Genomic DNA, 6,028 nt, shown 5'->3' on the forward strand with positions numbered 1-6,028 from the left:
TTGTAATACCATATGGTTATAACGAATAGTCACTTCTCATTCAGAAACCACAGGGTAATCTTGTTTCATCGTCGTAACAAACACAGGGATAGCACCATGAGCAAAATTTTTGAGGACAACAGCCAGACTATCGGTCACACCCCGCTGGTTCGTCTCAACCGTGTTACCAAAGGTCGTGTGCTGGCCAAGATCGAGAGCCGCAACCCCAGCTTCAGCGTCAAGTGCCGTATCGGTGCCAACCTGATCTGGGATGCCGAGAAGCGCGGTATCCTGACCAAGGATAAGGAGATCATCGAGCCCACCAGCGGCAACACGGGTATTGCTCTGGCCTTTGTCGCGGCAGCTCGCGGCTATCCCATCACCCTGACCATGCCAGCCACCATGAGCCTGGAGCGCCGCAAGTTGCTCAAGGCGCTCGGTGCCAATCTGGTGCTGACCGAAGGGCCGCTCGGCATGAAGGGGGCCATTGCCAAGGCCAACGAGATCCTCGAGTCCGAGCCGGGCAAGTATGTGTTGTTGCAACAGTTTGAAAACCCGGCCAACCCGGAGATCCACGAAAAGACCACAGGCCCAGAGATTTGGGATGCCACTGACGGCGAAGTGGATGTGTTCGTGGCAGGGGTCGGTACCGGCGGTACCATTACCGGTGTCTCCCGCTACCTGAAGCAGACTAAAGGCAAGGCGGTGGTCTCTGTCGCGGTCGAACCGGCCGAGTCGCCGGTCATCAGCCAGAAGCTGGCCGGGGAAGAGATCAAACCGGGCCCCCACAAGATCCAGGGGATCGGCGCCGGCTTTATCCCGGGCAACCTGGACCTCTCCCTTATCGATCGGGTGGAGAAGGTGACCAGCGATGAAGCCATCGAGATGGCCCGTCGCCTGATGGAGGAGGAGGGGATCCTGGCCGGTATCAGCTCCGGTGCTGCGGTGGTGGCTGCCAGCCGTCTGGCCGAGCTGCCGGAATTTGCGGGCAAAACCATAGTGGTCATCCTGCCGAGTGCGGCGGAGCGTTACCTCTCCAGCGCCCTGTTTGCCGGGGTGTTTAGCGAGCAGGAGCTGCAGCAGTAACTGATCGGAATCTTTCAAAACAGCGGCGCTCCCAGGAGCGCCGCTTCTTTATGGGCTAAGCCCACCCTCTGTTAGTGTCACTTGTTTCTTATTTTTTGGGGTAAAATAACAAGTTCTTAAATGAGAAAAAAAGCAGACATTCTGTGATAAATCTCATATCCTGTGCGGCGTCACGCGGTATTTGCTGGCTGCGTATCACAACGTAACAAAGTGTTATTTTTCGTTATAAAATAATTTCAGGCCAGTCCTGATGCGGCCCATAGCTCAATAACGGAAAATTTCCAACCAGCACACCGATTACTGCACAGAAATTTGACCTGGATTAAACCATTGCGGGTCTGCTTTCGTTACTTTACAACATATCCATACTGACACGGTGGGCCAGGTTGCTTCAAAAACGACCAATCCACCAAAAAATATCAATAATATGGGGTGAAACCATGTACGAGAAGTCTGTTGTTATTACTGCTGAAAACGGCCTGCACACCCGTCCGGCAGCTCAGTTCGTGAAAGAAGCCAAAGAATTCCAAAGCGAGATCACTGTGGTCTCCGGTGGCAAGTCCGCCAGCGCCAAGAGCCTGTTCAAGCTGCAGACCCTGGGCCTGACCAAGGGTACCAACGTAACTATCCAGGCTGATGGCCCGGATGCTCAGCAAGCTGTTGAGAAGCTGGTTGCCCTGATGGACGAGCTGGAGTAATCCAGCTTTAGATTCCTCCCCCACAGTCGTTTTAATAGGAAGGATTATGATATCTGGCATTCTTGCGTCCCCCGGTATCGCATTCGGTAAGGCGCTTCTTCTTAAAGAAGATGAAATCGTTATCAATCAGGGCAAAATCTCTGCTGACCAGATTGATGCCGAGATCAACCGTTTCCTCGAAGCTCGTACCAAGTCAGCTGCCCAGCTGGAAGCCATCAAAGAGATGGCCGGTCGCACCTTCGGTGAGGAAAAAGAGGCCATCTTCGAAGGCCACATCATGCTGCTCGAAGATGAGGAGCTGGAAGGGGATATCAGATCCTTCATCAAAGAGAACAAGGCTTCCGCTGACAAAGCCATCTATGAGGTGATCGAACAGTACGCCAAGATGATGGCCGAGCTGGATGACCCTTATCTGCGCGAACGCGCTACCGACTTCCGTGACATCGGTACCCGTCTGGTAAAAAACGTACTGGGCATCGCCGTTGTCAACCTGAGCACCATCGACGAAGAGGTGATCCTGGTCGCCAAAGACCTGACCCCGTCTGAAACTGCTCAGATCAACCTGAAATATGTGCTGGGTTTTGTCACCGACATCGGTGGCCGTACCTCCCACACCTCCATCATGGCCCGCTCCCTGGAGCTGCCAGCCGTAGTGGGCACCAACGACATCACCGAGCGCGTCAAGAATGGTGACATGCTGGTGCTGGATGCGATCAACAACCAGATCATCATCAATCCGACCGCTGAACAGCTGACCGAAGCCAAGAAGTTCCAGGCTCAGTTCCAGGCCGAGAAAGATGAGCTGGCCAAGCTGAAAGATCTGCCTGCCATCACGCTGGATGGTCATCAGGTCGAAGTGTGCGCCAACATCGGTACCGTCAAGGATACCGAAGGTGCCATCCGTAATGGCGCCGAAGGCGTGGGTCTGTACCGTACCGAGTTCCTGTTCATGGACCGTGACGCGCTGCCGACCGAAGACGAGCAGTTCAAAGCCTACAAAGAAGTGGCCGAAGCGATGCCGGATCAGCCGATCATCGTACGTACCATGGACATTGGCGGCGACAAAGAGCTGCCGTACATGAATTTCCCGAAAGAGATGAACCCCTTCCTGGGCTGGCGTGCCGTGCGTATCTTCTTCGACCGCGAAGACATCATGCACGCTCAGCTGCGGGCCATTCTGCGCGCCTCTGCCTTCGGCAAACTGCGCATCATGTTCCCGATGATCATCTCTGTCGAAGAGTTCCGTAGCCTGAAAGCTACCGTAGAGACGCTGAAAGCCGAACTGCGTGCCGAAGGCAAAGCCTTTGATGAATCCATCGAAGTAGGTATCATGATCGAGACCCCGGCCGCTGCCGTGATGGCTCATCATCTGGCCAAGGAAGTGGATTTCTTCAGTATCGGTACCAACGACCTGACCCAGTACACCCTGGCTGTCGATCGTGGTAACGAGATGATCTCCGCCATGTACAACCCGCTGTCACCCTCCGTCCTGACCCTGATCAAGATGGTTATCGATGCATCCCATGCCGAAGGCAAGTGGACCGGTATGTGTGGTGAACTGGCAGGTGACGAGCGCGCTACCCTGCTGCTGCTGGGTATGGGTCTGGATGAGTTCTCCATGAGCGCCATCTCTGTACCGCGTATCAAGAAGCTTATCCGCAACACCAACTTCGAAGATGTGAAGGCGATGGCTGACCAAGCACTGAGCTTTGCCACCGCTGCTGAAATCGAAGCGTGCGTAGATAACTTTATTAAGCAGAAGGCAGTCTGCTAAGATCGGCTGCAAACAGCGACAAATCATCTCTAGGAGCTTTATATGGGTCTGTTCGACAAACTGAAGAAACTGGTTTCCGACGATAGCTCTGACACCGGTGGCATCGAAATTTTTGCTCCGCTGTCTGGCGAAATCGTGCCGATCGAAGATGTGCCTGACGTTGTCTTCGCCGAGAAGATCGTTGGTGACGGTATCGCCATCAAGCCGGCTGGCAACAAGATGGTTGCGCCGTGCGATGGTACCATCGGCAAGATTTTCGAGACCAACCACGCGTTCTCTCTGGAATCCGACTCCGGTATCGAGCTGTTCGTTCACTTCGGTATCGACACCGTTGAACTGAAAGGCGAAGGCTTCAAGCGTATCGCTCAGGAAGGCCAGCAGGTCAAGCGCGGCGACACCATCATCGAGTTCGATCTGGCCGTTCTGGAAGCGAAAGCCAAGTCTACCCTGACTCCGGTTGTCATCTCCAACATGGACGAGATCAAAGAGCTGGTGAAGATGACTGGTGCCGTGACTGTGGGCGAGACCCCGGTGATCCGTATCAAGAAGTAATGCCCGGCTGGCTCACGCCAGCTGCGCAGTAAAAAACCGAAGCCTTGTGCTTCGGTTTTTTTATGGCCGCGAGTCGGCCCCGAACCCGAACCCCTTTTCTCTCCTCCCTTACTCTTTCGTGACCACCACCCGGTTACGCCCCTGCTCCTTGGCGAGATCAAGCGCCCGTTCCGCCATCATCAGCAGATAGTCGATGCTCTGATCGCCCCGGGTAGCGGCGCAGCCAAGGCTGATGGTGAGAGTGATAGTCTGTCCCTGCCATGGCGTGACCTGCTCGCTGACCTGCTGACGCAGCCGTTCGGCCCGGCAGGAGGCCTGCTCCAGCGTGTGATCCGGCAAGATCAGCAGAAACTCCTCGCCGCCCCAGCGGGCCAGGCACTCCCCCGGTTGCAGCAGTTCTATCATGGTTTCCGCAACGGCGCAGAGCGCGGCATCACCCGCAGGGTGGCCGTAGCGATCATTGACCTGTTTGAAATGGTCGATATCTCCCAGCACCACCGAGAGGGGCTCACCCTGTAACCAAAGGGCCTGCAACTGTTGTTGGGCGCCACGCCGGTTGGTCAGTTCGGTGAGCGGATCGGTGCAGGAGAGGCGGCTCACCTCTTCCACCATACACTGCAGGTCGTGGATATCGCGAAAGGTGACGATATGGCCATCAGGGATGGCATAGGCCTCCAGCTGAGCCGTCACCACGAACTACCTCGGTATGCCAGGCCTGAATGATCGTGCTGCGGTAGGTTGCATCCGGATAGGCGAGGCGAAACCAGCTGGCCATATCGGGCAGATCGGTCAGGTCATAGCCGAGCTGTTCGCGAAAGGCGCGGTTGAGAAAGCGATGAGTACGAACGGGGATGCTGTCACCGCTATCGGGCAGACCCTCGCAGCGTGCTACTGATTCCGACACTAGAATGGGGGAGTGGTATTACGTCAAAGGAGCTAAACAGGATCTGCTGCAGTTCTCTCTTTTTCATCGTCACGTGGTGCCCCCCTTACCCTTTTGTCACTTTCTCTAACATAGGTTAGCCAGCGTAGGTGGTAAAAGGATTTCTGGGGCGCGGCCGGGGCGGGTGATCGCCTCATCTGAACGCAGGGAAAAAGGGGGAGGGGAGCCGCACTTTACGCCGATTCGGAGGGGGCTGCTACGTGTCTGCCAATGTTACCAGAGCGGCTTGCGGCAATGATTCAACGCGTTTAGCGGCTTATTTTATAAATATTTTTGTTTATAAAATAACGGTGTTTTGTCGCGAGAGAGGGCAACACTTGTCGGGTGACCATCTCCCCAAGGCTCGCCGAGCCTCTCCGATCCGCTGACCGATCATGTGAACGCAATAAAAAGCCGCTCATACAGGTGAGCGGCGTTGTTGGATCCTCTCCCTTTAAGCGGGCTGCTTGTCATCTTCTGCAGGCGGCGGCAGAGCGGCGGAGTTGGACTCTACCTTCTGCTCTTCGCCCTGCATGTTCTTGATGTAGACATCCATCTGGTTGAAAGCGATCTCGATGCCGTTCTCGCGGAACAGCTGGTCGATCTTGCGGTTCAGCTCGTCGACCGCCGGGTTGCGGTCTCCCAGTTCGCTCACGAAGAAGCGCAGCTCGTGATCCAGGGTGCTGGCGCCAAAAGTTAGGAAGTAGACGATGGGGGCCGGGTCTTTCAGCACCCGGCTGTTCTCGTCCGCCGCCTGCTTGAGCAGGGTGCGGGTCAGCTCCAGATCCGAGCCGTATGCCACGCCCACCCGCACGATCACCCGGGTGACGGTATCACTCAGTGACCAGTTGATGAGCCGTTCGGTCATCAGCTGCTGGTTGGGGATGATCACTTCTTTGCGGTCGAAGTCGGTCAGGGTAGTGGCGCGGATACGGATTTTGGAGACGGTACCGGAGAAGGAACCGATGGTGACGGTGTCACCGATCCGCACCGGACGCTCGAACAGGATGATGATGC

At 55.7% G+C, this 6,028-nt stretch carries 5 protein-coding genes and 1 pseudogene; 4 read left to right on the forward strand and 2 right to left on the reverse strand.

Features of this window, described 5'->3' with window-relative positions:
- Window positions 1–96: 96 nt before the first annotated feature.
- From cysK to crr, 4 genes are all read left to right on the forward strand, one after another.
- Entirely contained in the window at window positions 97–1,065 is a 969-nt protein-coding gene (gene cysK, locus ACRAUW_RS06700) for a cysteine synthase A (RefSeq protein WP_431361652.1), read from the forward strand.
- A 440-nt stretch (window positions 1,066–1,505) separates the two neighbouring features.
- Entirely contained in the window at window positions 1,506–1,763 is a 258-nt protein-coding gene (locus ACRAUW_RS06705; protein WP_005338266.1) for an HPr family phosphocarrier protein, read from the forward strand.
- A gap of 46 nt (window positions 1,764–1,809) precedes the next feature.
- Window positions 1,810–3,537 (forward strand): phosphoenolpyruvate-protein phosphotransferase PtsI, encoded by a 1,728-nt coding sequence (gene ptsI / locus ACRAUW_RS06710; protein WP_431361653.1) that lies wholly within the window; start codon window positions 1,810–1,812, stop codon window positions 3,535–3,537.
- Window positions 3,538–3,579: 42 nt separating this feature from the next.
- The gene (gene crr, locus ACRAUW_RS06715; protein WP_005303134.1) at window positions 3,580–4,089 is read left to right on the forward strand and encodes a PTS glucose transporter subunit IIA; all 510 of its coding nucleotides are present in this window, start codon (window positions 3,580–3,582) and stop codon (window positions 4,087–4,089) included.
- A gap of 108 nt (window positions 4,090–4,197) precedes the next feature.
- Here the strand turns inward: crr and ACRAUW_RS06720 are convergent.
- Together ACRAUW_RS06720 and ACRAUW_RS06725 are read right to left on the reverse strand one after the other, a co-directional pair.
- A pseudogene (locus ACRAUW_RS06720) lies at window positions 4,198–5,060 on the reverse strand (GGDEF domain-containing protein).
- Between the two features lie 405 nt (window positions 5,061–5,465).
- Window positions 5,466–6,028: mechanosensitive ion channel domain-containing protein (locus ACRAUW_RS06725; RefSeq protein ID WP_431361654.1), on the reverse strand; the 563-nt coding region annotated here is incomplete at its 5' end.

Source organism: Aeromonas sp. (genome assembly GCF_050633025.1).
Lineage (GTDB): Bacteria > Pseudomonadota > Gammaproteobacteria > Enterobacterales > Aeromonadaceae > Aeromonas.

Bases quoted from the DNA above. Each gene is read 5' to 3' on its own strand.
- ptsI (WP_431361653.1), top strand. From the start codon at position 1,810: ATGATATCTGGCATTCTTGCGTCCCCCGGTATCGCATTCGGTAAGGCG.
- ACRAUW_RS06705 (WP_005338266.1), top strand. From the start codon at position 1,506: ATGTACGAGAAGTCTGTTGTTATTACTGCTGAAAACGGCCTGCACACC.
- crr (WP_005303134.1), top strand. From the start codon at position 3,580: ATGGGTCTGTTCGACAAACTGAAGAAACTGGTTTCCGACGATAGCTCT.
- cysK (WP_431361652.1), top strand. From the start codon at position 97: ATGAGCAAAATTTTTGAGGACAACAGCCAGACTATCGGTCACACCCCG.